Raw genomic sequence first — 24,300 nt, forward strand, 5'->3', positions numbered from 1 at the left:
TGGTGGTTCCGGAGAGCACCAACACCGGCTGGGAGGCGAACGTCGACGGCAGGTCGCTGACACCGGTGGTGGTCAACGGCTGGCAGCAGGGCTGGGTGGTCCCGGCAGGCACCGCCGGCACCGTCACCCTCACCTACCGATTCGACTCGCTCTACCGGTGGTCTCTCGGTCTCGGCCTCGGACTGGTCGCGCTACTGCTGCTCGCCGCCTTCGGTCCCCGACGTCGCGCGGCTGCCGCGCAACCGCAGGAGGCCCGGGCGGAAGACCCGACGCGACCGTGGGTCACTGCGGCCGCCGGGGTCTCGTGGCTCGGCGCATCGTGGCTGTTGACCGGTTGGTGGGGACTGGCCGTGTCGATGATCGTGGGCGGCGTCGCGCTGTGGCTGCGTCCGCGGACCGGGGTCGTCGCGGTCTTCGTCGCGATGCTGCTCGCCACCCTCGGGCTGGCGAGCGGCCCGTGGCATGCGTCCACCGGCTACACCGGATTCGACTGGTGGGTTCAGCTGCCCGCGTTGATAGCGGTGTCGCTGACGGTCTGGCTGGTCACCGTCTCCGACGGCGCCTCGGCGCGTGCACGCCTGCGCTCGTGGCTGCGCTTCTCCCGGGAACGCAACCACCGCCGGGCCGGATCCTCGATGAAGGCGTAACTCGCGGCCGACACTCCGATCGTCAGCGCCAGCGTGATGACCCACACCAGCAGGAAGTCGCCGCCGAACGGCACGATGCCGAACAACGGGAAGACCACCGCCAGGACGGCGAGATGCCAGATGAAGATCCCGTACGACCATCTGCCGAGCGCGAGCATCACCCGCGACGTCAGGAACCGGAACGGGCCGTCGCCGCAGACCAGCGGCGCCAGCAGCGCGTACCCGCAGATCGCGCCGAGCACCATCTTGGTCGCGAATTGGATCGGTGACAGCGCCCCCAGACCGGTCGGGCCGGCGATCGGCGTGCAGGCCAGGACATAGGCGATCAGCAGGACCGCCGCCATCAGCCATCGTCGGGAGCCGATCCGCGTGACGATCCGCAGCCACCGTGCGACGGGCCGATGCTCGTCCAGTTCGATGGCGCCGGCGACCTCGGCGAGGATCAGGCCGGCGATGAACCAGGGCAGATGCCCGAACACCCAGTTCTTGGGTTCGACCCCCGCCGGCACGGGCAGGGCGAGCGCGACCCAGGCCCAGCCGAGACTGAGCGCGCCGAGTGCGATCAGCGCGGGCACCCGCCGGCCAACGCGCACACGGACGAGGGCGAAGCCGATCAGCGGGAGCAGGGCGTAGAACGCGACCTCCACCGACAGACTCCACATCTGGGTCAATCCGGCGGTGAGCGAGAGCGGCACGAAGACCTGGGTGAGGGTGAGATTCGCCAGCCACACGGTGAGGTCGGCGTTCTTGGCGTCCGGCAGCAGCGTCAGGACCAGCACCACGACCACCACATAGGCGGGCCAGATGCGTACGACGCGGTGCGCGAGATAGCGGCGCACCGACGGATGCCGTACCGAGGCGTGTGCGGCCGCCACCCACGGTCGCCACAACAGGAATCCCGACAGCGCGAAGAACAGGGCGACGGCGAGGTCGAGACGCCCGAGGACCGGCCCCACGACGGGGAGTCCGACCGCACGCGTCTGGAACGCGACGTGCGTGGTGAGCACCCCGATGGCGGCCAGCGCCCGCATGCCCTCGAGTTGCGGGAAGAAGCGTCGTGCCTCGTGGACGGCTGCGGCGCTGTGATCGTCGGACGTGCGGGCGGTGGTGGTCATGCTGGTCAACCAGGGTAGCCGTGTGGCGGGGCGATGCCGGGCCAGTACCCTCGCCGATATGTCGACACCCGGGCCGAGTCGTCTCTCGACCACCGATCTCATCGGGCCGGTTCTGATCTTCGTCGGAGGTTTCCTGGTGGCGGCAGCGATCGCACTGCCGACCCTGTTCGTGGACAACCTGCGCACCATCCCGCTGAGCACCGACGTCACCACCACCGCGGTGACCGGGGAGCCGGCCACGATCCTCGACCGGTGTTCACTGGCGACGCCTGCGGCCCGCACGGTCGAGGCCGATCTGACCCGGCAGCAACGGTTCGTCGCGGTCCGGCCCGCCGATGCCGACCGGGTGACGTTGCAGGCCGGGACGTCGGTGCGGGCCGATCATCTGCGGGTCGACGGCCGCGAGGTGGACCCGGAGGCGCCCCGTCCGGGCAGCGACGTCGCCGTCCGGGCCGGCGCCTCGGCGTGCACGGATCCGACGATCACCGCATTCCGCGATCGCGTCACCCTCGACCGCGTCACCGCGCTGCCCGATCTCACCTCCGACGGCACCGGACAACCCGGCAGTTCCGAGATCCAATACGACAACAACGCCGCCCCGATCCGGGTGCCCGATCGGCGCGGCTACACCTATCTACTGCCGTTCGACGTCTCCACGACCGACCACACCTTCTTCGACGTCACCACCCGACGCTCGGTTCCGCTGCGGTTCACCGGCGACACCACTGTCCACGGACGCGACGCCGCGCGGTTCGTCGCCGACGTCCCCGACACCGACCTGCACCAGATCGGCAACGGCAGCGCCCAGAGCACCCCGCCGACGATCATCACGCGTCCGGCCGCCTGGTTCGGCGTCGGCGGCGTCGACCCCGCGCGTCCGCTGACCGCGACGCTGCACCACAGCGGTCGTTGGGACCTCGCCGTGGACACCGCGACCGGCACCATCCTCGACGCCGACATGGTCGTCGAGCAGACCTACCGATTCATCGACACGAGCCTGCCCGACCACCGCGTCACCAATCTGTCGGCGACCTTCGGCTACGACGAGCGGACCCAACGCGACCAGAGCCGTCGCGCGACCGCACTCGCCGCACCCGTTACGGTGTGGGGCCGGGTGATCCCGTTGTTCGCGGCGATCGGCGGCGTCGCCGCGATCCTGGCGGGGCTGGCGATCATCAATCCGGCGTGGCGGCCACGCCGATGGCGTCGTGCATCCGATCCCGGCGCAGACCCACCAGCGTCGTCGTGAGTGCGGCGACGGTCGCGGCGATCGCCGCGGTCGCCGCCAACGCCACGATGCTGTGCACCACCGTCAGGATCACCGCCACCTCCACCCCGACGACCAGCCACGTCACCACCGACACCGCGGTGGCCTGCCGCGCGATCGCCGACAGCAACGCGACCTGCAGGACGGCCAGCGTCGCCCCGGTATAGGCGAACAGCCACAGCATTCCGACGAGCGGTTGGTACTCCGGGCGCACGACGACGGGGACCAGCGGCCCGGCGATGGCGGCACCGACGGTGAGGACGGCACCGATCGCCGCGACCACGGCGATGGCGTGGGTCAAGGCCCGTCGGGAGATCGCGGGGTCGGCCAGCCGGGGGTAGAACACGACACCGACGGCCTGCGGCAGCCAGAACGCCACCTTCGTCGCGATCGCCCCCAGTGCATAGATGCCCGCGTCGTCGGGCGTCAGTACCGTCCGCGACAGCAGCAGGTCGACCGATGCCGCGACGATCAGCACCAGTTGCACCCCGGATGCCCGCACGACGTCGAGCAGTTGCAACGCCGGACCGTCGGCGAGGAAGACCGCGGACCGGGCCCCGCCCGAGGACCGCACCGCCCACGCGACGACCACCGCCGCGGCAGCCGAACCGACCGCACCGGCCGTCAGCGCACCGGCCGGACCTGCGCCGAGGGCGAGCACCCCGATCACCGGCACGGTGCGCAGCAGGCCGACCGCGGCCAGCACCCAGGCGAGGAGACGGAACTGCCCGCGCCCCTGCAGGACCCCCTGCCCGGAGCCGATCGCCGTCAGCATCGGCGCCGCGATCAGCGCCGCGGCGGCGGTGCCCACGCCCATCGACGCCCACCACGCCATCAGCGGCGCCACCACGACCACCAGGGCGGCGACGATGACCACCGACATCACCGTGACCCGCCGGATGCGGCCGGGATCGGTGTGCTGCACCACCGCGCGCGCCACCACCGCCTGCAGTGCGAGGGCGGCGACCCCGAGCACGAGCATCGCCGACAGGCCGACGGCGAACTCGCCGTACTCGGCGGTGTCGAGCCACCAGCGGCTCGCGGTGAGGTGGATCAGGTACGCGCAGACGTTGGCGACCATGGACCCCGCGGCCACCCAGCCGAGGGCGCCGGCGATGCCGCCGCGCCCGGGCCGCCCCCCGGACTCCTGACCCCCAGACTCCTGACCTGTGGTCTGCTGCCCCATGTGGTCAAGTGTGCATGTCGCGGACACCGGAATGCGGGACGGGCCGCTTTGCACGGTGCACCGGCGATAGGCGACGATGGTGAGGATCGATCTGCCTGCGACATCCCTTCCGAGCCGCGAGAAAGCACCGATGTACGACCAGAACACGACTGAGGATGATCCCGACATGCCCGTCGGATTCCGTATCGATCCCGTGCTGGCACGGAGTTGGCTGCTGGTCAACGGGGCCCAGGCCGGACGTTTCGAGGCGGCCTCCCATTCGCGTGCCGACATCGTGGTCTTCGACATCGAGGATGCGGTCGCGCCGAAGGACAAGATCGACGCACGCAATCACGTCGTCGACTGGCTGGCCGCCGGGCACACGGACTGGGTGCGGGTCAACGGGTTCGGGACGCCGTGGTGGGCCGACGATCTCGAGGCACTCGCATCGTCGTCGATCGGCGGGGTCATGCTCGCGATGGTGGAGTCGGTCGATCATGTCACCGAGACCGCCAAGCGACTGCCCGACATCCCGATCGTGGCGCTGGTGGAGACCGCTCGTGGACTCGAACGCATCAGTGAGATCGCCTCGGCGAAAGGTACTTTCCGGCTGGCTTTCGGTATCGGCGATTTCCGCCGTGACACCGGCTTCGGCGACAACCCGGCGACCCTCGCCTACGCGCGGTCCCGGTTCACCATCGCCGCCAAGGCCGCTCACCTGCCGAGTGCGATCGACGGCCCGACGGTCGGTTCCAGCGCCCTCAAGCTGTCGGAGGCCACCGCGGTCAGCGCCGAGTTCGGCATGACCGGCAAGATCTGTCTCACCCCCGATCAGTGCCATCCGGTCAACGAGGGGCTCTCGCCGTCGCAGGACGAGATCAGTTGGGCCAAGGAGTTCTTCGCCGAGTTCGAGCGTGACGGCGGGGAGATCCGCAACGGCTCGGACCTGCCGCGGATCGCGCGGGCCACCAAGATCCTCGATCTGGCACGTGCGTACGGGATCGAGTCGACCCACTACGACGACGACCCGGTGCACGCCCAGGCGCCGTCGGACACGTACCACTATTGAGCCGACTGCCGATGCTCTATGCGGTCGCGGCCGGACTGTCGGCCGCGATCCTCGCTCCCCTGCTCGGCTCCGGTCATCTGCTGTACCGGGATGCGGTGTCGACGCCGCGATCGTTCGTGACCGACGGGGCGCTGGGCCTCGGCGGTGTGGCACCGCGTGCGGTGCCGCAGGACTGGGTCGTCGCGAATCTGTCCCGGGTGCTCGACGGCGGTGTGGTGGTCACCGTGATCACGTTCGCCGCGCTCACCCTCGCCGGTGTGGGCTACGGGCGCATGGCGTCGCGTCTCGTCCCCGCGGCGGGTCGCACCGGGGCGGTGGCCGCGACGCTCGTCTCGATCTGGAATCCGTATGTCGCCGAGCGTCTCCTGCAGGGCCACTGGAGTCTGCTGGTCGCCTACGCGAGCCTGGGCTGGATCGTGGTGGCCGCCGTCGAGATCCTCGATCGCGACCGCACGCCCGGACCGGAGTGGGGGTCCTGGGCGCGGCTCGTCGCGGCCGTCGCGATCGCCGGCCTCACCCCCACCGGCTCGGTCCTCACGGCGATCCTCGTCCTCGCCGTCCTCGGTCTGCCGCTCGCCGTCGCGCGGCAGCGGGCGAGGTTCGGGATCGTCTGGGGCATCCTGATTCTCGGCGCACTGCCGTGGCTGACCGCGAGCATCGCCGGTCAGGCCACGACGACCGGCGGATCGGACGGGTTCACCGTGTTCGGCGCGCGGGCGGAACCCGGCCTGGGCACGCTGGGTACGGTGGCCGGACTGGGCGGGATCTGGAACGCGGACGCCGTCCCGGCGAGTCGGACGATCTGGTGGGCGGCCGCCGCGACCGTCGCGCTGTTGATCGTCGTCGGCGTCGGCGCGGGATGGCTGTGGCGCCACCGGGATGGTGGATCGCGCACGATCGGTGTCCTCGCCGCGGTGGCCGCACTGACGATCGCGGCCGTGACGATCGCGGCGCTCGGGCCCGTCGCCGCGGGGCTGTCGTCGCTCGCCGCCGATGTCGGCGGTCTCGGGCTGTTGCGGGACACCCAGAAGTACGTGGCCCTGGTGGTGCCGTTCTTCGCGCTCGCCGCGGCGGCCGCGGTGGACTGCGTCCGACGTTGGGTTCCGGCGGGTTTCGCGCTCGCCGCCGTCGCGCTGCTCGTCGTCGCACCCCTGCCGGACCTCGCCTGGGGGGTGGGCGGCCAGATCCGGCCGATCACCTATCCGGCCGACTGGACCGCCGTCGCCCGGATCGTCCCGGCGGAACAGGGCGCCGTCGCGGTGTGGCCGGTCGGCGCGGTGCGCCGGTACTCGTTCACCGGTGAGCCGTCACTGAATCCGTTGCCGCGCATGGTGCGTGCGACGGTCACCGACTCCGGGGAACTCACCGTCGACGGGGTGGTGGTCGATCCGGCGGGGGGTCGCGGTGCCGAAGTGGACCGGGTCCTCACGGCCGGCGGGTCGCCGGCGGCGCTCGCGGCGCTCGGTGTCGGCTGGGTGGTGGTCGAGAATGATTCGCCGCCATCACTTCTCGCGCAGGATGCCGCGGTCGTGTTCCGCGGCGCCGACCTCACGCTCTATCGGGTGGAGGGACCGGTCGCCGATCGCGACGCCTCGACGTGGTCCCGCGTCGCGGTGATCACCGCGCATCTGATCTGGTCGGCGTCGATCCTGTTCGCCCTCGCAGTGGTCGCGGTCGCCGCACGTCGTCGAAGACCTCGATGAAACCGTCCGCGGTCGCCGACCACGAGTAGTGGTGCGCCTTGCGTTCGGCGTTGTCGCCGAGGCGCGCGACCTCGTCCGGGTTGTCGATGAGTTTCCTCGTCGCACTGATGAGTTCGTCGACACCGTCGACCAGCAGTCCGGTCTCGTCGTCCTCGATGGACTCGACCAACCCGACCGAGCTGCGATAGCCGATCGTGGGGACGCGGTGCTGCGCGGCCTCCATCACCGCCAGTCCCCAGCCCTCCTTGCGGGACGGCATCAGGTGCACGTGCGCCCGGGCCAGTAGCTCGTGTTTGCGGACCTCCGCCACGTGACCGTGGAACGTCACATGCCGCTCGACGCCCAATTCGGTTGCACACCTGCGCAACTCGTCGGACCACCAGCCACCGCCGATCACGTCGAGGTGGATCTCCGGTCGGATGTGCCGCAGTTCGGCCACCACCGCGAGCGCGTCCTCGACCTGTTTGTGCGGGACGAGCCGGGACAGTACGCACAACCGGATGGCCCGGTCGTCTCGCCGCGGCATGTCGGCCACCGACAGGCCGCCCGGCAACGGGTCGACGCCGTTGCGGATCACGGTGATGCGAGCCCGGTCGACGCCGAGCTCGGCGAGCTCCACCGCCGACGGGCCGGACACGGTGACATACCGATTGCGCCGATGGACACGTGGCGACACACGCGATTCGAGGAACCACCCGAACCGGCCGAGCCCCCGGCCGGCCACCGGCCACTGTTCGCGGTGACAGTGATGCACCAGCACCACGGTCGGGGCGCGGGAGACCAGTGCCGCAAAGAACGGGATGCCGTTCTGGGTGTCCACGATGACGTCGGGGTCGGTCCGGCCGAGACGTCCCCGGCCCAGTCGCGCCGCGAGGATCGTGCCGAGCGCGCGCGGATATACCGACAGTCGGCCGCCGGCACGGAGGATGCGGATACCGTCGCGGGTCTCGTCGGCCGCGGCACCGTCGTGCGCCGCCGTGAGCAGGGTGACGCGCATTCCCCGGTCGACCAACTCGGCGCCGACGCGCTCGAGGTAGCGCTCACTGCCCCCGCCCTGCGGGTGGTCGGTGTCGCGCCAGCAGAGCAGCAGGACGTGGGTGGACTCGGTCATCGCAGATCAGCGTACCGACCGTCACCGGGGTGAAAACGGAGAGAGGCTCCCGAGGCCGTACGTGGCATCCCCTCCACACCGCGTCCGATCTTGGGAACCTCGTCCCGCATAACGGGCAGACATCCGTTGCGGCTACACTGTAGCCGAAAGCCCGCGATACGTCTACAACAGTAGTTGAGATGGTTCCGATGCTCTACCCACTCGGCACCGCCGACCGCCACCCACCTGCAAGGACGATCGCGAGCCGATGACCCGACCACCCCCCGCTCAGGATCCAGCCGATCCCCCGCGCGCGGTCGACCCCCGCTTCCCCCCGAGGAGATCTTCGCCGAGGCGCTCGCCCTGCTGGCCGAAGGCGGCGTGGACGGGCTCGGGATGCGGGCGCTGGCCCGTCGGCTGGGGTCCTCGACGTCGACGCTCTACCGCCAGTTCCCCGGCGGCAAGGACGAACTCTGCGACCGGCTCGCCGAACAGGTGATGGCCCGGATCGTGACCGCGCTCGGTACCCCGGACGACGCCGCGGAGTGGAGCGCGGTGGTCGAGCAGTCTGCCGTCGTCGCCTTCGATGTGCTGCGGGGGCTTCCGCATTCGGCGGAGCTGTTCGCCGGACAGGTGGAGTTCGGGCCGATGGGCTTGGTCCGCTATGAGGCGTCGTTGTCCCTGCTGCTGGCGTGCGGGCTGTCGCCGACCGCCGCGGCGGCCGCCGATCACGCACTGGCCCGGCTCATCGTCGGCTATGCCCTGCAGTCAGCGCGGGACGAGGCCCCCGGCCGGGAGTCGGTCGCCGCGTACTATCGTCGGCTCGACCCCACCCGGTTCCCGTCCGTGGCGTCCGTGCGGGCGGCCCTGCCCGAGGATCTGCGGGCCGAGTTCGTCTTCGCGTTGCAGACCTTCATGGTCGGGCTGCGACAACTCGTCGCCGACGCCCGCGCCTGACACCGGGGCCGGGCGAACGGGGACCGAGCGACACACGAGAGGCTGGATCGCGACGATGCCCCGTCCGACGACCGGATTCGCCCGCCGCGCGACGCTGTCCCGGGCGGCCCGTCTGCTCAACGACTTCCGGTTCGAGCAGACCGACCCCGCCCGGTTCTACGGCGCCATCGCGACCGACACCGCACAGCTCGTCGCGGACTGGCACCCGGGCCGTCTCGACGGTGCGGTGGTGCTCGACGTCGGCGGCGGCCCCGGGTATTTCGCCGAGGCGTTCGACGCCCGGGGCGCCCACTACATCGCCATCGAGCCGGACCCCGCCGAGATGCACTCCGGTGGTCTCGATCATCGCGCCACCGTCCGCGGCGACGGCAGGCAGTTGCCGTTCGCCGATGACTCGATGGACGTCACGATCTCGTCGAATGTCGTCGAGCACACCTCGGCGCCCTGGCAGATGGCCGACGAGATGCTGCGGGTCACCCGGCCCGGCGGCACGGTGATCGTCAGTTACACGCTCTGGTGGGGTCCGTTCGGCGGTCACGAGATGGGCCTCACCCATTACGCGGGAGGGCATCGCGCCGCCCGCTGGTACACCCGACGTCACGGGCATCCGCCGAAGAATCTCTTCGGCACCTCGTTGTTCCCGGTCACGGCCACCGACGGTCTGCGCTGGGCCGACCGCGTGGCCGACCGGGCGCATCGCGTCGCGGCGTTCCCCCGCTACCTGCCGCACTGGCTGTGGTGGGTGATGCGGGTGCCCGGTCTCCGTGAGGTGCTCGGCACCAATCTCGTTCTGGTGCTGCGCAAGCTCTGATCGCGGCACAATGACGTGACGGCGCGGGACGTGACGGGGACCACATCCGTGGATCCGCCCCAACGCCGGGGAAAGGACGGGCCGCATGTCAGGTGCGCTCGACGCAATCAAGGACCGACTCGACGACATCGCCCGCAACATCAAGAGTGCGGCGGTCCTCCAACGGACCGGTGTCCTCGACTTCACCGACCCGAAGGCGATGCTTCGCGGGATCAAGTGGGCCAACACCATGGGGGCGCAGGCGTCACTGATCCTGCGCAACGCGCAGGAGTATCCGGATGCGCCGGCTCTCGCCGACGAGCGCGGGGAGATGACCTACCGCGAGTTGAGCGATGGCGCCAACGCCCTCGCGAACGCCATGCTCACCAGCGGCATCGAACCCGGATCGGTCGTCGGTGTGCTCGCCCGCGATCACCGCGGCCTGTTGTTGTCGATCACCGCCGCCGGACGTGCCGGCTACAAGTTGGCACTGATGAACACGGGTTTCGCCAAACCCCAGTTCGCTGAGGTGGCAGCGCGCGAGAACCTGCGGGCGGTACTGCACGACAGCGAGTTCATCGACCTCCTCGGTGCGCTGCCCGCCGATATCCCGCGCTACCTGACCTGGTCGGACGGCGAACACGGGGATTACGCCGCGCCGATCGTCGACGACGTGATCGCATCCGGCGACACGACCCTGCCGCCCCTGCCCGCGAGCCCGGGCGGTTTCATCATCCTGACGAGTGGCACCACCGGTCTGCCGAAGGGTGCACCGCGCGGAAAGATGAATCCGTTCGCCTCGGCGATGTTCGTCGACCGCATCCCGTTCCCGGAGCGCGGCAGCGTCGTCATCGTGTCCCCGATCTTCCACTCCACCGGGTTCGGCATGTGGGGCGTGTCCACCGCCAAGGCGAACAAAGCCGTGCTGCTGCGCCGCTTCGACGCCGAGAAGACCCTGGCCGCACTCGCCGACCACCGGGCCGAGATGCTGGTCGCGGTACCGACCATGCTGCACCGGATGATCGCCCTGGGACCGGAGACCTTCGGCAACTACGACCTGAGTGCATTGCGGGCCATCGTCATCGCCGGCTCGCCGTTGACGCCCGCGCTCAGCGAGGCGGTACAGGACGCGTTCGGCGATGTCCTCTACAACATGTACGGCTCCACCGAGGTCGCCGTCGCGTCGGTCGCCCAACCGCAGGAACTGCGCCTCGCACCCGGCACGGTCGGACGGTCGACGGTCGCGGGCCGGCTGCGCCTCTACGACGAGGACGACCGGCAGCTCACCGACAACCATCAGAGCGGCCGGCTGTTCGTGCGGAGCTCTGCGCCGTTCGAGGGATACACCGACGGGCGTCACAAGCAGATCATCGACGGCTACATGTCGACCGGCGACATGGCCCACTTCGACGATCACGGTCTGCTGCACATCGACGGGCGCGACGACGACATGATCGTGTCCGGCGGCGAGAACGTCTACCCCGGTGAGGTGGAGAACCTGCTGGCCGAGCACGCAGACATCGACGACGTCGCGGTCGTCGGCGTCGAGGACGACGAGTTCGGCACCCGCCTACGGGCATTCGTCGTCCCGACGCCGGGCGCAGCGCCGACGGAGCAGGACATCCGCGACCACGTCCGGTCGCAACTCGCCCGCTACAAGGTGCCGCGCGACGTCATCTTCCTCGACGAGCTGCCCCGCAATCCCACGGGCAAACTGCTGCGCCGCGAACTCATCGCCCGCGGGGACGACCTCGCGACGTAGCGGGTCGCCGCGACTTTCGTCAGCGGGTGGCGGTCACGACGACGGCACGGTGGCCGCGCAGCGCAGCGGGCCGCCGTTGCTCGTCGACGACGCCAGCAGTTTGTCGCCGTGCAGGATGGTGCACGTCACCGGTCCCCGGATGACGATGGCGGTGATCTCCGCCGACGATCCGCCGACCGTGGTGGCCTGTGACCACGGTGCACCCGCAGCCGCCACCACCGTGGAGCTGTTGCCGCTGACGAAGCGGATGCCGATCACGTCGCCGTTGCCGGTGAGCTGATAGACGACGGCGCCCGGCGCGACGGTCGGCGTCGTCGTGGTGGTCGTGTCCTCGGTGGTCGTGGTGGTCGTCGAGGTGGTGCGGCTCGACTCGGTGCGCACGGCCGACGACGAGCTCGCGCCGGCGGTGGTACCGCCGTCATCGCTGCCGGAGCCACGGGCGATCAGCACCACGACGAGCACGATGACGACCAGCGCGACGAGGACGGCCAACGCCAGCCCGACCGTCCGGCCGGTGTGCTTCTGCGGCGGTGGTGGGGGTGCCCCCGCACCGGCCGCCGGGCCATATCCGGGGCCGTAGCCCGCGCCGGGCTGCTGATAGCCCGCCTCCGTGTAGGCCTGCGGCGACCCGTACGGGTCGTCCTGTGGGCGATACGCGGCGGTCGCGTCCGCGGGTCCGTACGCCGCCGTCTCGTCGGCGGGCCCGTACGCGGACGTCTCGTCGGATGGCTCGAACCGTCGCGTCTCCGGAGATTCGCGATTCGGGTCCCAGCGGTCGTCGGGCGGTTGGGTCATGGCACCGATTGTGGCATTGTCATCGCCGTCGGCGGCGCGCCCGCGCCGCCGACACGGTGACCGGCCGCCTCGATCGACGGCCGCATCCAGACGGACAGGTAGGCCCGCAGCGCGTCCGGTGCCGGGATCTCGTCGTCGGGACGATGGATGTAGGCACCGATCACCAGCAGGCACCACTCGATCAGACCGTCGAACGTGGTGTCGTCGAATCCGAGCTTGCGCCAATCGAACTCGAGCTCATCGAGGATCGATCTGGCCTGGTCGCGGGCGGGGACGCCGGTCATCGAACCCCCCAGCAGCCCGGTGCTGGCACCCGGACCGAGCAGGAACACGAGGACCTTGTCGGTGGTGAGGATCTCGATCGCCGACGCGACCAGTTCCACCACGATCGCGGCCGGATCGGTCATCGCGCGCACCCGGTCGATGATCGTCGGGGCGGCCGTGCGCCCGGAGTCGAGGGCCACGGCCTGGAGCAACTCCTGCACGCCGGCGAAGTACCGGTACACGGTCTGCCGCGTCACCTGGAGTTCCTGCGCGACCAGCGTCACGCTGACGCCGGCGCCCTCGGACTCGATGACCGTCCGCGCCGCGGCCAGGATGCGCGCGACCGCGTCGGCGTCGTCGATCGGGAGTACGCCACCCCAACCCGTGCGTCGTGCCATGACGTCACCCTAACCTCGCCACTGAACATACAACGTTCCACACATGTATGGTCAGAGCATGATCTCGGATGAGAGCGTGGATCAACCCGGCTCGACGACCTCGGGCGACCGGATCGGTGCGCGCGGGATCTGGCTGATGTGCGTCGCCTGCGGAGCCCTGTCGGTGGTGGCGGGCGCGATGACCGCACTCAACGTCGCGCTTCCCGAGATCGGGCCCTCGATCGGCGCGAGTTCCACGCAGATGACGTGGCTCGTCGACGCCTACACCGTCGCGCTGGCCGCGTTGCTGCTGCCGTGCGGGGCGCTGGGCGACCGGTATGGGCGGCGCGGACTGCTCGTCGTCGGACTCGCCGTCTTCGCGGTCGCGTCGCTCCCGCCGCTGTGGGTCGACGATCCGACCGTCGTCATCGCGAGCCGGGCGCTGGCCGGGGTCGCCGCCGCGATGATCATGCCGTCCACGCTGTCCTTGCTGACCTCGGAACTGCCCGAATCCCGCCGCCCGCTCGCCGTGGCGATCTGGGCCGGCGTGGCGGGCGCGGGCAGTATCGGCGGCTTCTTCGTGAGCGGGTTCCTCCTGGAATGGTTCACGTGGCGCTCGATCTTCATCACGTTCGCGGTCGTCACGGCGGTCCTGGCCGTGGCGTCGTGCACCATCGCGACGTCCCGCGACGACGAGCCGAAGCGCTTCGACGTCCCCGGCGCCCTGCTGTCGACGGCGGCCGTGTTCCTGTTCGTGCTCGGCCTGCTCGAATCGCCGAGCCGCGGCTGGGACGACGCACTCGTCATCGGCGCACTGATCGCCGGTGTGGCGCTCGCCGTGCTGTTCGGATTCGTCGAATACCGGCGTGACACACCACTTCTGGACGTTCGCCTGTTCTCGAACCGGGCGTTCTCGGCGGGCGCGTTCACCATCCTGGTGCAGTTCTTCGCGTCGTTGGGACTCTTCTTCGTGGTGCTGCAACGCCTGCAACTCGACTTCGGCATGTCGCCGCTGATGGCCGCCACCGCGATGCTGCCGCTGATCGCGGTCATCATGGTCCTGTCACCGGTCGGCGGATGGCTCGCCGTGCGGTACTCGCTGCGCACCATCCTCGTACTGGGCGTCGGGCTCACCGGGGTCGCGCTGATCCTGATGGGCGTGCTCGACTACTCGAGCTATCTCAGCCTGCTGCCCCTCCTGCTCCTCGGCTCGGCGGGCCAGGGCTTCGCGACGGCACCCCCGACCACGGCGATCATGGCCAACACGCCGTCGGCGAATCAGGGTGTCGGCTCCGCGGTCAACGACACCTTCCGCGAGGTCGGCGCCGCCATCGGCATCGCCCTCGCGGGCAGCATCGTGGCCGCCGGCTACACCCGCAACATCGCACCCATCGCCGACCAGGTGACCGCGACGACCGGATCGGCCGAGTTCGGCGAGCGCATCTCGCGGTCGCTCGCCGAGGCACTCCATGCCCTCGATGCGCTGGTCACCCGGTACCCGGAACAGGCGGGCGCGCTCGGGCACGTCGCCGACCAGGCCAAGGACGCCTTCGTCGCACCGCTGAACACCGCGTGCATCGTGATGGGCGTCGTCATCCTGGTCGGCGCGGTCGTGCTGGTCTTCCTCAGTCCCGACGCGATGACCCCCGCCGGCTCGCCGGCCGCCGAGCCGGAACACGAACCGGCCGCCGGCTGATCGCGGATCGGTCGGCGGCGGGGCTCACGCCTCGGCGATCGCCTCCAACGGCCGGGTCCGCGCGGCACGGACCGCGGGCCACAGTGCGGCGAGGACTCCCACCACCGCGGACGCGACCAGCGTGACAGCGATCAGGCTCCACGGCAGCACGGGCGTGCCCAACCCCCACTTGGCCAGCGTCCGCACCAGCGCCCAGCCGATGACGCTGCCCAGGATGACGCCGAGGATCGCACCGAAGATGGCGATGAGCACCGACTCCAGGTAGATGCTGCGACGCACCTGCGACCGCAGCATGCCGACCGCCCGGAGCATGCCGATCTCCCGTTTGCGCTCCACCACCGACAGCGCCAGGGTGTTCACGATGCCGAGCACGGCGATCAGCAGGGCCAGGCCGAGCATCGCGTACAGCGTGGCGAGCATCTGGTCGATCTGCGTGGAGATCGAGCTCTTGAACTGATCCCGATCCTGCACCTGCACCGTGAGGTACGAGTCGGTGGCGTTCTCCAGGTTCTGCCGGAGCGTGTCCGCGGAGACGCCCGGCTCGGGCGTGACCATCACCATCGCGCTGACCTGTGCGGCCGGTGGCACCAGCTTCGCGTAGACGTCCGGGCCGGCCAGCCACGGCTGCAGCGCCTCGTTGTCGGCGTAGACGCCGGACACCGTCACCGGCACCTCCTCGCCGGTCGGGCCGGTGAAGGTGACCACGTCGCCGCGGTTCCAGCCCTTGTCCTTGCTGGTCCGTTCGCTGACGATCATCCCGTCGGCCGGGAGCTGATCGGGGGCGCCGCCCTGCATGTCCAGGATGGCGACGTCGGCGGGCTGACCGCCGACCGCGGCGTAACCGGCCACGGTGTCGTCGCCGACCTTCGCCTGGATGATGCCGAAGCTCACCGACGAGGCCACCCCGTCGACCTGCTGTACGGCCGTGGCGACAGCACCGGGGATCGGCAGCTGGTTGGCGCCGGCCACGATGAACTCGGCCTTCAGTCCGGTGTCCACGGCGTCGTCGACGGTGCCCTTGAACGAGGTACCGAGCGTGCCGATCACCGCAACGAGCATCAGCCCCAGGGTCAGCGCGAACGCGGTGGCCGCGGTCCGCCGCGGATTGCGGACCGCGTTGGTGCGCGCGAGCCGGCCGATCTTGCCGAACGGCGCACCGATCACGGTGCCGAGACCCCCGACGATCGGCCGCGAGAGGGCGGGACCGGCCAGCACGACGGCGGCGATGGCGCCGGCCGCCCCGGCGCCGACGGCGATCGCGGGCCCGAGTCCGACGCCCATCGCACCGATGACGATAGCGGCCAGGGCCGCCACCCCCACCACGGCGCCGATGATCGTGCGCATGGTGAGCGGGGCCGAGCCCTCGGCCATCCCCGCACGCATCGCCTCCACCGGCGGCACCCGCGACGCACGCGCGGCGGGCACCCAGGCGCTGATCATCGTCACCACCACGCCGACGAAGATCGCCGCCGCGATCGCCGGCACACCGATCTGCAGTGGCGCGTCGGGCAGTCCCGACGCCGATCGGGTCAGCGCCTTCAGCCCCGCGGCGAGCGCGATACCGATACCCAATCCGACTGCGCCACCGATCAATCCGACGATGAACGCCTCGAACAGCACCGACCGCGACACCTGCTTCTGGCTCGCCCCGACCGCGCGTAGCAACGCCAGCTCACGATTTCGCTGGGCGACGATCATCGAGAAGGTGTTGTAGATGATGAAGGTGCCGACGATCAGACCGATCCCGGCGAATGCCAGCAGGATCGCGGTGAAGATGGTCAGGAACTGGTTGACGTCGTCCTTCTGGTCCTGACGAACCTGGTCGCCGGTCCGCACCTTGTAGATGTCCGGGGGCAGCGCGCCGGTGACGCGTTCCTGGAGTTGTTCCGGGCTCACCCCGGCCACGGCCGACATGTCGACCTGCGCGGCATGGGAGCCGTCGGAGAACAGGGCGCGCGCGGTCGCCTGATCGAACTGGACGTTGACGAACCCGCTGGTCGAACCGGGCAGATCGATCAACCCGACGACGGTGACGTCGCGCGGTTCCGCGGACCCCTGACCGAGCACCACCTTGGTCTTCGAGCCGACCTTCAGGTTCGCCTTGTCGGCCGCCGACGAATTCAGCGCGACCTCACCGGCATTCGTCGGCCCCCGGCCGCCGGGCAGGATCTTGCTCGAGTCCGGCGAGAGCGCGACGTCGGCGGGCAGGTAGGCGGTGCCGATACTCGGTGCGCCGCCGGTCTGCAGTGCCTTGCCGTCGGAGTTGGCGATGGTGACCAGGCCCGAGTAGTTCGGCACGATCCGATCGATGCCGAGTTCCTGCTTGCGGGAATCGAGATCGTCGATCACCGACTGCGGCACACCGGGCGATTGATTGTTCTCGGGGGTGATCTCGACGGAGACGCCGGGGGCCGCCGAGTCGAAGATGTCGTTGAACGCCTTCGAGATGGTGGAGGTGAACACGATCGACCCGGCCACGAACGAGGTGCCAAGGACGATGGAGAAAACCGTGAGGAAGAGACGGAGCTTGTGCGCGCGCAGGTTTCGCAACGAGACCCGGCGCATCACCGAGGACGACGCCATGGTCTCAGCGCACCTCGGGGGTGTTGTCGTCGGTGGGGTCGCTGTGGGCGGGGTTGCTGTCGGGTGCCTCGTGCCGGCCGCCCGTGGCGGCGGGCGTGGGCGCCGCGGTGGGCTCGGCCCGCTCGGCCTCGACGGCCGGCTCGTCGAGATTCTTCATCACCTCGAAGACGTCGTCGGCGGACGGCCGCGCGAGTTCCCGCACGATCTGACCGTCGGCGAGGAACACGACCCGGTCGGCGTACGACGCCGCGCGCGGGTCGTGCGTCACGATCACCACCGTCTGACCGAACTCGTCGGTGGCCGCGCGCAGGATGGACAGGACCTCGCCGGACGATCGTGAGTCCAGGTTGCCGGTCGGCTCGTCGCCGAAGATGATGTCCGGCTTGCCCACCAGCGCCCGGGCGCACGCGACGCGCTGCTGCTGACCGCCGGAGAGCTCGCTGGGCAGATGGCTGAGCCGGTCGGTGATGCCGAGCCGGTCCACCACCGCGTCGAACCATTCCTTGTCGACCTCACGGCCGGCGATGTCGACCGGCAAGGTGATGTTCTCCGCCGCGGTGAGCGTCGGGACGAGGTTGAACGACTGGAACACGAAGCCGATGCGGTCCCGCCGCAGCATCGTCATCGCCTTGTCGGACAGACCCGTCAGGTCGACGTCGCCGATGTGCACCCGACCACCCGACGCGACGTCGAGCCCGGCGAGGCAGTGCATCAGCGTGGACTTGCCGGAACCGGAGGGTCCCATGATCGCGGTGAACTCGCCGCTGGCGAACTCCATGGTGACGCCGCGCAACGCCTCCACGACGGTGTCACCCGTACCGTAAACCTTGGTCAGATCCGCCGCTCCGGCGGCGATTGCTCGTGTTCGGTGGTGTGGGCTGTCCGTCTGAGCCGTTGTCATGGCCTCAACGGTGCCAAATCTCGGGCCACTTGGCCATCAGGAATATCCCTGAGACCATCTCGGGGTGCGCGTCGTCACCGCTTGGGCAGGTGGACCTCGAGCGCATGCACTCTGGTCGGCCCGGCGAAAGCGTTGTTGGACACGATGAACAGGGTCCGGGCCCGATACGTCAGCCACGGCCGGTCCGGAATCCAATTGCCCCACCCCAGGCCGGACATGTTCCCGGTGTCCAGACGCGGTAGCGGTGCGGTCGAGAAGATGAGCTTCTTCGGCATCGCCTTCTCCCGCCCGGTCAGCCGTTGCGCCCCGGTCACCGACTGCGCGCCGCGCGTGGTGGTCCAGTAGACGCGGCCGATCCGGCCCTTGCCACGTTCGAGTACCAGGAAGTCGGTGTTGTTGACCGACAACACGTCCGCGGCGACCTTGTCGCCGTCGGTGCGGTACACGTGCTCCGACGTCCCGCGACCGGCCCAGGTGAGCAGGCGCGCCGACGTCGCCGGGTCCTGCTTGAGGCCACCGGCGGTGATCGCGCTGATGCGGCCGCCCGGGCCGACGGCCACGCCGGTGAACCCGCGCTGTCCGTTGAGACCCGTCTTCGCGGTGGGCCGGTAGGCGGACGGCAGACCGAGGTCGCGGATGTAGTTGCCGAACTTGCCGATCTGGCGCACGAACTGGTTCGCCCCGCCACTCGCGACGACGTAGTCGGCCCCGATGCGGCGGATGCCCTCGAACTGTGCCTGCCCGGGCAGCGGCGGCAGGTTGTACGGCCCCAGGATCGGGCCGCCGCCGTTGACCGAACCCGCGCCGAGGAAACCGGTCGTCGACATGAACGGGATCTTCGCGGTGTAGACCCGTGCGGGCCCCTGCCGGCCGACGTCGGTCGAGATCAGTGCGTAGTCACCGTTGTCGGTGCGGTCGATCCCCGAGATGGCACCGAACGTCGGCACCCCGTTGATCACGCTGGAGTCCCGGTACACCGCGTCGGCCCCGGACGGAGCCGCCACGGCCCCACCGGCCGACACGACGGAAAGACCTACGGCACAGACGGACACGAGCGCCGCCCCCCACAAGCGAAGTCTCATAGGGGCAGACCTTACCGCACCGAAACCGATGAGGCCGATGGTGCTCCTGTGCACCCGGGTCGATCAGCCCAGGCGCTGCTTGAGCTGATCGAGCTCGTCCTGGAGCGACGTGGGGAGCTTGTCGCCGACGAACTCGAAGAGTTCCTCGATGAGCGGGATCTCCTGGCGCCATTCGTCGGCGTTGACCGCGAGAGCGGCCTCGATGTCCTCGGCCGGGACGTCCCCGAGGCCGTCGACGTCGATCTCCGCCGGCTTGGCGACGATGCCGATCGGCGTCGAGATGCCCTCGTGCTGCCCCTCGATGCGGCCGACGATCCACTCCAGCACGCGGCTGTTCTCGCCGAATCCGGGCCACAGGAAGCGGCCGTCGTCGCCGCGACGGAACCAGTTGACGTAGAAGATCTTCGGCAGCTTGGTGGCGTCGGCGTTCTTGCCGAGGTCGATCCAGTGCGCGAAGTAGTCGCCGATGTGGTAGCCGAGGAACGGCAGCATCGCCATCGGGTCGCGGCGGACGGTGCCGACCTTGCCCTCGGCGGCCGCGGTCTGCTCGGAGCCGACGGTGGCGCCCATGAAGACGCCGTGCTGCCAGTCGCGGGCCTCGGTGACCAACGGGACGGTGGTCTTGCGGCGTCCGCCGAACAGGATCGCGGAGATCGGGACACCCTTCGGGTCATCCCACTCGGCGGCCAGCGACGGGCACTGGTCCAGCGGGGTGCAGTAGCGCGAGTTCGGGTGCGCGGCCTTGTGGTCGGAGTCCGGCGTCCAGTCGTTGCCCAGCCAGTCGGTGAGGTGCGCCGGCTTCTCGCCGCCGATGCCCTCCCACCAGATGTCGCCGTCGTCGGTGCGCGCGACGTTGGTGTAGAGCGTGTTGCCCGCCTCGATGGTGCGCATCGCGTTCGGGTTGGAGTCGTCGCTGGTCCCGGGGGCCACACCGAAGAATCCGAACTCGGGGTTGATCGCGTAGAGGCGGCCGTCGTCGCCGAACCGCATCCAGGCGATGTCGTCGCCGACGGTCTCGGCGGTCCACCCCGGAATGGTCGGCTGGATCATCGCGAGGTTGGTCTTGCCACACGCGCTCGGGAAGGCGGCCGCGACGTAGTAGACCTTCTTCTCCGGGCTGGTCAGCTTGAGGATCAGCATGTGCTCGGCCAGCCAGCCCTCGTCGTGGGCCAGCACCGAGGCGATACGCAGCGCGTAGCACTTCTTGCCGAGCAGGGCGTTGCCGCCGTAACCCGAACCGAACGACCAGATCTCGCGGTCCTCCGGGAAGTGGGTGATGTACTTCTCCGAGTTGCACGGCCACGGCACGTCGGCCTGGCCCGGCTCCAGCGGTGCGCCCACCGAGTGCAGCGCCTTGACGAAGAAGCCGTCGTCGCCGAGCAACTCGAGGACCTGCGGTCCCACCCGGGTCATGATCTTCATGGACAGGACGACGTATTCGGAGTCGGTGATCTCGACGCCCAGCTTCGGGTCGTCGGAGCCGAGGGGGCCCATGCAGAAGGGGATGACGAACATCGTGCGACCGCGCATGCACCCGCGGTAGAGGCCGGTCATCGTGGCGCGCATCTCCGCCGGATCGACCCAGTTGTTCGTCGGGCCGGCATCGGCCTCGGTCTTGGCACAGATGTAGGTGCGGGACTCCACGCGGGCGACATCGGCGGGGTCGGAGTTGGCGAGGAACGAGTTCGGTTTCTTCTCCTCGTTGAGCTTGACCAGGGTGCCCGCCTCGACGAGCTGCCCGGTCAGCCGATCCCACTCGGCGTCACTGCCGTCCGACCACACGACCCGGTCGGGCTGTGTCAGTTCGGCGACCTCGGCGACCCACGCCAGCAGTCCGGCGTGTTTCGTCGGGGCGGTGTTCGGGTCCAGTCCAGGGATCGTGGCTGAGGTCATGATTGGGTCTCCTCCGAGGTGACGGCCCGATGCACAGCCGTCGGCGATGTCGTCGTCACCACAGGATACGTTCACCGAGCGCCCGCTAGGTACCGGGGTGATGGAGATGCGGTATATCCCACAGTCCGACCGTGCGCAACCCACCCGCGCCGGCGATCGGCGGTGCCCTCGTCGGGGCGTCAGCCCAGGCGTCCCGAATCGGTCGGCGCCCAGGTTCCGCTGGCCGGGTCGAGGGTCCGCGACGAGAACATCCCCTCCGGATCGATCTCGGTGATCTTGTCGACCTGGCCGTCGTGATCGGAGTCGGTGTAGACGGTCATGCCGCCGGCGCCACTGCGCGTGAGTGAGTCACGGATGCCGTCGGCGTCGGTGTCCACGTCGGCCGGCCCGAGGTCCCACACCCGGCCGTCGGTGTGCATGAACAGATGGTCCTCGGGTGACGTCGCGACCTCGAAATCGTCCGTCGGCGCCGTGTACGCGACGTGGTGAGCTGCCGCGGCGCCGTCGGCGTCGACCGACACCCGATCGGCGTCACCGAACGCGTCGTCGCCGAACGGGTCACCGCCGAGAAATGACATGTCCATCCACGTTCTCCCTCCTCAGAGCGGCCTGCCGTGCCTTCGGTCGGCTCGACCTGCCGCACACCACCGTGATGGTTGGACGCACCGCGCCGTCGAACGGTTCCATCCGGCGTCCATGGACTCCCGTGACGGGGTCAGCCCGCCCCATCTTCCTCCCCCACCAGCGCATCGGCGAGCGCGGCGAGTTCGGCATGCACCGCGCGGACCCGGCCGAGCCGGTCCCGACCGTCCTGTGTGGCGGCCCCCGACCGCAGGGCGCGTAGTCGTTCGTCGAGGTCGGCGACCTCGGCGGCCGCCTGGCGGGCCCGCCGCTCGTAGAAGCGGTTCACCTGACTCGCCAGGTGAGGCTCGGCCGCCGCGATCCGCAGACCGACGCGGTGATCGAGCCGGCCACGGGTCTCGCCGAGGGCGTCGTTGGTCCAACCGCGCAGATCGGCGCGCAGGGCCGCGGTCCGTCGGATCCGGATCACCAGGGCGGCCACCACGACGCCCAGCAACAGCGTCAGTGGCATGCTCACCCACTGCAGGGTCTGGACCGACGCCATCGGCGCGACGATCAGCCGTCCGATACCCAGTCCCGTCGACGCCCCGATCAGCACGAGCAGCGCGTCCTCTCCGCCGCCGCGCCGGGCCGGCAGGGCACGGCCGAACGGCGGGTCGACGGCAGCCTCATCGGCGCCATGCACAACAAGGTCGGGATCCGCGGGCGGCGGGGTGTCGGTCGCGGCGACGTCGATACCCGACAGTGTCGCGGCCCGGACCTCCTCGATGCGTTCGTCGGTGGAGGCATCGACACGGCCGCGCAGGGCGACCGTCTCGCCGGTGAGCCACCGCGCATAGTCCTCGACAGAACCCGCGGTCACCGACGACGAACGCGCGGTGGCCGCCGCCGCGATACCGCGCATACCCGCCGCGACCTCTGCCAGCGACTCGCCGCGCGTGCGGGCGAAACCCGCCCGGGCCGCCGCGAGCCGGTCGGCGCGACCGCGGTCACGCGTCTCGAGCAGCGTCCGGCGCCGGCGCGTGAGCTGTTCGATCAGGTCGTTCCCGGCGTCGGGATCGGTCGCCCGGATCAGTCCGTGCTCGGTGTGCTCCAGCGCGCCGAGCGCCGCAGCGACTCGGGCCCGTTCCCGGCGGACATCCGCCGGCGCGGCGAGGTGCTCGCGTACCCAGTCCAGGACGGCAGGCACCCCGGACTCGTCGGCGGCACCGGAGAGCGCCGCGATCGACGAGACCGCGAACACCGGCAGCTCCTCGCGGGGATCGAGCAGCCCGCGGTGGGCCCGCAGGATGCGCGGCCATTCCCAGAAAGCGTCGATCTTGCTGCCGACCAGTGCGACGATGCCGAACCGCGACCGCAATTCGTCGACGCAACGCCTCTCCTCGTCGTCGATCGACGATGTCGGGTCGAGGACCATCAGCGCTATCCCGACCGTCGCGTCGTCGGCTCGACGTCCCCAACGGCCCTCGACGACGGGCGCCGCCGGGTCCACGACGTGGCAGGCCTCGACCAGGCTCGACACCCCGGTGCCGCCGATCCCGAACACCGCGACGAGGGTTCCGGTGCCGGCGACCACCGACGCGTCGAAGCCGGTGAGCCCGTGCGCGCGGGTCACCAGCACCCCTTCCGACGACGTCCCGGTCATCAGAGGTGGTCGTCCTGCAGCAGATGCTCGATGGCGTCGCGGTCGTGACCGCGGGCCGCGGCAACTTCGAGCCGCGACCGCAGTTCGACGAGACGCCAGTGCCGGACGAGCCCGATCCGTTCCCGGATCGGGCCGACGAGACGGTCGACGCCGCTGCGCGCTCGCAGTGCCGCATTCAGTGCGGTGACGTCGGCGCCCGCGGGATCCCCGTCGACGATCAGCCCCAGCGCGAGGTCGATGCCGTGCTGATCGATGCGTCGCAGCAGGCCGGCCCGCAGGGATCGCTCGTTGCCGAGGAACGGCTCGGCGCCCGGCGGCGTGGGCCGCCCCGCCAGCGAACCGGTGAGGAAGTGACCGGCCATCGACGGCATCGTCTCGCCCGCGACGACCAGTCTGTGGAGGAAGTCGAACTCCTCGTCGGACAGATCGGCGCACGCGAGCAGCTGCGACACCGGGACCACGGGTGCACCGATCCGGTCGGCGCACCCGGCCGCGACGGCCTCGGAGATCTCCCGGTCGCCGTGCGTGTCGGCCTTGCCCAGGACGACGATCGTCCGGTCCCGGGGCAGCGTGGACAGCGTCTCGTGATCGCCGCGCCTCGGCGGTCCGGTCAGCACGTGAATCCACAGGTCGGCGTCGTCGACGCCTTCCTCGACCTCCCCCGGACCGATCGCGGTGACCGCGAGCCGCTCGCGCAGCGCGCGGGCGACGGTGTCCCGACCGGTGCCGGGACGGCCGCACACCTGGACCTGCAGCGGACGCGAATAGCGGCGCGCCGCCGATCCGAGTTCGCCGTGCGCCGGCGACGAGGGGGCGACGAGGTCGACCAGCTGACCCGATTCGACCGCCCGGGCCAGCACACCGGTCCCGTCGATCGTCGGGTGTGCCATGGGAGGAAATCTAGCCGCCGGGCGATC

Annotated in this window: 19 protein-coding genes; 7 read left to right on the forward strand and 12 right to left on the reverse strand. The window is 70.2% G+C overall.

Translation table 11 applies throughout. The features are described 5' to 3' along the window. Nucleotides 1-499: 499 nt before the first annotated feature. On the reverse strand, nt 500-1,762 hold the full coding sequence (locus tag D7316_RS14500; protein WP_124708870.1) for an acyltransferase family protein: 1,263 nt from the start codon (nt 1,760-1,762) through the stop codon (nt 500-502). 58 nt (nt 1,763-1,820) lie between these two features. On the opposite strand from D7316_RS14500, the gene D7316_RS14505 reads away from it, so the two are divergent. Then, nucleotides 1,821-3,011 carry a DUF3068 domain-containing protein gene (locus tag D7316_RS14505; protein WP_124708871.1) on the forward strand — a complete coding sequence of 397 codons (1,191 nt, stop codon included), beginning with the start codon at nt 1,821-1,823 and terminating at the stop codon, nt 3,009-3,011. Here D7316_RS14505 and D7316_RS14510 read toward each other — a convergent pair. Beyond that, nucleotides 2,938-4,110: a polysaccharide biosynthesis protein gene (locus tag D7316_RS14510; protein WP_124711348.1), complete on the reverse strand. Its 1,173-nt coding sequence runs from the start codon at nt 4,108-4,110 to the stop codon at nt 2,938-2,940. The two genes, D7316_RS14505 and D7316_RS14510, sit on opposite strands and share 74 nt — an antisense overlap. Before the next feature lie 235 nt (nt 4,111-4,345). Here D7316_RS14510 and D7316_RS14515 point away from each other — a divergent pair, with 235 nt between their 5' ends. Together D7316_RS14515 and D7316_RS14520 are read left to right on the forward strand one after the other, a co-directional pair. Further along, complete coding sequence (locus tag D7316_RS14515) at nt 4,346-5,263, forward strand: HpcH/HpaI aldolase/citrate lyase family protein (protein ID WP_124708872.1); 918 nt, start codon at nt 4,346-4,348, stop codon at nt 5,261-5,263. 11 nt (nt 5,264-5,274) lie between these two features. Further along, complete coding sequence (locus D7316_RS14520) at nt 5,275-6,966, forward strand: hypothetical protein (RefSeq protein ID WP_232016917.1); 1,692 nt, start codon at nt 5,275-5,277, stop codon at nt 6,964-6,966. Here the strand turns inward: D7316_RS14520 and D7316_RS14525 are convergent. Further along, nucleotides 6,881-8,077 carry a glycosyltransferase family 4 protein gene (locus D7316_RS14525; RefSeq protein ID WP_124708874.1) on the reverse strand — a complete coding sequence of 399 codons (1,197 nt, stop codon included), beginning with the start codon at nt 8,075-8,077 and terminating at the stop codon, nt 6,881-6,883. The genes D7316_RS14520 and D7316_RS14525 overlap by 86 nt on opposite strands. Nucleotides 8,078-8,251: 174 nt before the next feature. Between D7316_RS14525 and D7316_RS14530 the strand changes: the two genes are divergently transcribed. From D7316_RS14530 to D7316_RS14540, 3 genes are all read left to right on the forward strand, one after another. Next, nucleotides 8,252-9,013: a TetR/AcrR family transcriptional regulator gene (locus D7316_RS14530; RefSeq protein ID WP_124708875.1), complete on the forward strand. Its 762-nt coding sequence runs from the start codon at nt 8,252-8,254 to the stop codon at nt 9,011-9,013. A 55-nt stretch (nt 9,014-9,068) separates the two neighbouring features. Next, complete coding sequence (locus tag D7316_RS14535) at nt 9,069-9,824, forward strand: class I SAM-dependent methyltransferase (protein WP_124708876.1); 756 nt, start codon at nt 9,069-9,071, stop codon at nt 9,822-9,824. Nucleotides 9,825-9,909: 85 nt separating this feature from the next. Beyond that, nucleotides 9,910-11,565, forward strand: a complete 1,656-nt coding sequence (locus tag D7316_RS14540) for an acyl-CoA synthetase (RefSeq protein WP_124708877.1) — start codon at nt 9,910-9,912, stop codon at nt 11,563-11,565. Between the two features lie 33 nt (nt 11,566-11,598). Here D7316_RS14540 and D7316_RS14545 read toward each other — a convergent pair whose 3' ends face one another. Both D7316_RS14545 and D7316_RS14550 read right to left on the reverse strand, forming a co-directional pair. Continuing rightward, the gene (locus tag D7316_RS14545) at nt 11,599-12,360 is read right to left on the reverse strand and encodes a hypothetical protein (RefSeq protein WP_124708878.1); all 762 of its coding nucleotides are present in this window, start codon (nt 12,358-12,360) and stop codon (nt 11,599-11,601) included. Next, nucleotides 12,357-13,022: a TetR/AcrR family transcriptional regulator gene (locus tag D7316_RS14550; RefSeq protein ID WP_124708879.1), complete on the reverse strand. Its 666-nt coding sequence runs from the start codon at nt 13,020-13,022 to the stop codon at nt 12,357-12,359. The genes D7316_RS14545 and D7316_RS14550 overlap by 4 nt, the downstream gene beginning before the upstream one ends. A gap of 58 nt (nt 13,023-13,080) precedes the next feature. Here D7316_RS14550 and D7316_RS14555 point away from each other — a divergent pair, with 58 nt between their 5' ends. Continuing rightward, a complete protein-coding gene (locus D7316_RS14555) occupies nt 13,081-14,697 on the forward strand; it encodes an MFS transporter (protein WP_124708880.1) in 1,617 nt (538 codons plus the stop codon). A gap of 24 nt (nt 14,698-14,721) precedes the next feature. Here D7316_RS14555 and D7316_RS14560 read toward each other — a convergent pair whose 3' ends face one another. The 7 genes from D7316_RS14560 to D7316_RS14590 all read right to left on the reverse strand — a co-directional run bounded on the left by D7316_RS14560 (nt 14,722) and on the right by D7316_RS14590 (nt 24,273). Further along, entirely contained in the window at nt 14,722-17,280 is a 2,559-nt protein-coding gene (locus D7316_RS14560) for an ABC transporter permease (protein ID WP_124708881.1), read from the reverse strand. A gap of 4 nt (nt 17,281-17,284) precedes the next feature. Next, complete coding sequence (locus D7316_RS14565; protein ID WP_124708882.1) at nt 17,285-18,181, reverse strand: ABC transporter ATP-binding protein; 897 nt, start codon at nt 18,179-18,181, stop codon at nt 17,285-17,287. 74 nt (nt 18,182-18,255) lie between these two features. After that, on the reverse strand, nt 18,256-19,263 hold the full coding sequence (locus D7316_RS14570) for an esterase-like activity of phytase family protein (protein WP_124708883.1): 1,008 nt from the start codon (nt 19,261-19,263) through the stop codon (nt 18,256-18,258). 63 nt (nt 19,264-19,326) lie between these two features. Continuing rightward, complete coding sequence (locus tag D7316_RS14575) at nt 19,327-21,156, reverse strand: phosphoenolpyruvate carboxykinase (GTP) (protein ID WP_124708884.1); 1,830 nt, start codon at nt 21,154-21,156, stop codon at nt 19,327-19,329. Between the two features lie 179 nt (nt 21,157-21,335). Continuing rightward, nucleotides 21,336-21,740: a DUF6802 family protein gene (locus D7316_RS14580; RefSeq protein ID WP_124708885.1), complete on the reverse strand. Its 405-nt coding sequence runs from the start codon at nt 21,738-21,740 to the stop codon at nt 21,336-21,338. Between the two features lie 131 nt (nt 21,741-21,871). Next, nucleotides 21,872-23,383 (reverse strand): hypothetical protein, encoded by a 1,512-nt coding sequence (locus D7316_RS14585; RefSeq protein WP_124708886.1) that lies wholly within the window; start codon nt 23,381-23,383, stop codon nt 21,872-21,874. After that, nucleotides 23,383-24,273 carry a hypothetical protein gene (locus D7316_RS14590; protein WP_124708887.1) on the reverse strand — a complete coding sequence of 297 codons (891 nt, stop codon included), beginning with the start codon at nt 24,271-24,273 and terminating at the stop codon, nt 23,383-23,385. Before D7316_RS14590 ends, D7316_RS14585 begins: the two co-directional genes overlap by 1 nt. Nucleotides 24,274-24,300 lie beyond the last annotated feature (27 nt).

Origin of the sequence: Gordonia insulae (assembly GCF_003855095.1) — a bacterium.
GTDB lineage: Bacteria > Actinomycetota > Actinomycetes > Mycobacteriales > Mycobacteriaceae > Gordonia > Gordonia insulae.